This is a genomic window from Asticcacaulis biprosthecium C19 (assembly GCF_000204015.1).
Taxonomy (GTDB): domain Bacteria; phylum Pseudomonadota; class Alphaproteobacteria; order Caulobacterales; family Caulobacteraceae; genus Asticcacaulis; species Asticcacaulis biprosthecius.
Genome location: NZ_GL883077.1, coordinates 1194214 through 1195499, shown reverse-complemented (window position 1 = coordinate 1195499; position 1286 = coordinate 1194214). Strand labels below are relative to the sequence as shown.

At 61.9% G+C, this 1286-nt stretch carries 1 protein-coding gene; it reads left to right on the top strand.

All coding sequences use genetic code 11. From position 1 onward, the window contains the following. The first annotated feature begins 120 nt into the window (after positions 1 to 120). Complete coding sequence (locus ABI_RS05840) at positions 121 to 1209, top strand: DUF5694 domain-containing protein (RefSeq protein WP_040308626.1); 1089 nt, start codon at positions 121 to 123, stop codon at positions 1207 to 1209. The last annotated feature ends 77 nt before the right edge of the window (positions 1210 to 1286 follow it).

Sequence of the window (1286 nt, the reverse complement as noted above, 5' to 3'; positions counted from 1 at the left end):
TAATACCGTTATTTGTCGCGGCTTGGCGCAAATAGGGCTGCACACGTCATCGGTTTTCGGCTTATGCTCGGCTTTTGATACGGACATTATGTCTCCGCGCGCTTTGGAAGCTGATCCCTTATGAGAATTTTTGCCTGTCTGTCCGTCCTGGCCCTGACCAGCCTGCCTGCCGTTCCCGCGGCGGCGGCCCCGCCCGTCTTCGATCCCGGCAGCCTCAAATCCTCGGTCCATGGCCCCAAGACGCAGGTCTTAGTCCTGGGAACCGCCCACCTGGCGCAGATACCACCGGGCGGCTACCAGAGCGACATGCTGGCGCCCGTTCTGGACCGTCTTGCCGGCTATGCCCCCACCTTGATCGCGACGGAGGCGATGTCGGGTGAGGCCTGCCAGATCGCGGCGACCTTCAAGGTCCCCTACGCCGACGTTGCCGACACCTACTGTGAACGCCAGTTCGCTATAGCAGCCCTGGGCTTCAAGACGACCGGCCTCGACGTCGCCGCCGCAGCGGCGCAAGCCAATGCCGAATTGGCGACCTGGCCCGCAAACCCGACCCCGGCCCAGCGGCGTCACCTCGCTGCACTTTTCGCGGCATCGGGTGATTTCGGCTCCGCACTGGTCCAATGGCTGAGACTGCCGGCTTCCGAAGCCCGCGAAGGTGATGGCCTCAGCCCTGAACTGGTCGCCAAGCTTCAGGACCTCAAGGGCAACCCAAACGAAGTGGTTCAGATCGCTGCGGTACTTGCGGTGCGCCTGGGCCTGGACAGGCTCTATGCGTCGGACGACCACACGGCCGACAGCATTCACAACGCCGCCCCCGAAGGCTATGGCGAGGCCATACAGGCGCTGTGGAAGTTACCGGACGCCTACAGCGCCGACTATCGTACGCGCGTGTCGAACCTGAAATCTTCCGACAACGTTTTGAGCCTGTTCCAGGTCCTGAACTCGCCGGAGGGACAGGCAGGTGTCGTCAACGGAGAATGGAAGAACGCCCTGGCGCAGAACAGCCCGCAACTGTACGGCCGTCAGTACGTCGCCTGGTGGGAAACGCGCAACCTGCGTATCGCCGCCAATCTTCGGGCAAGTTTCGGCAATCAGCCGGGCGGGCGGGTACTCCTGATTATTGGCGCCTCGCACAAACCCTATCTCGACGCCTACATGCACATGATGCATGAGGTCGAGATCGTCGATGCGGCGGAGGTCCTGCGATAAAGCGCGATCCGACAAAGTGTGCAGCACCGCACGAGCGATCCCGTTTTCGGTTAAATTGCGCGCCGAAACAAAAACTT

What these genes read in the sequence shown, in the direction of transcription:
- ABI_RS05840 (WP_040308626.1), top strand. Translation starts at nt 121, where the DNA reads ATGAGAATTTTTGCCTGTCTGTCCGTCCTGGCCCTGACCAGCCTGCCT.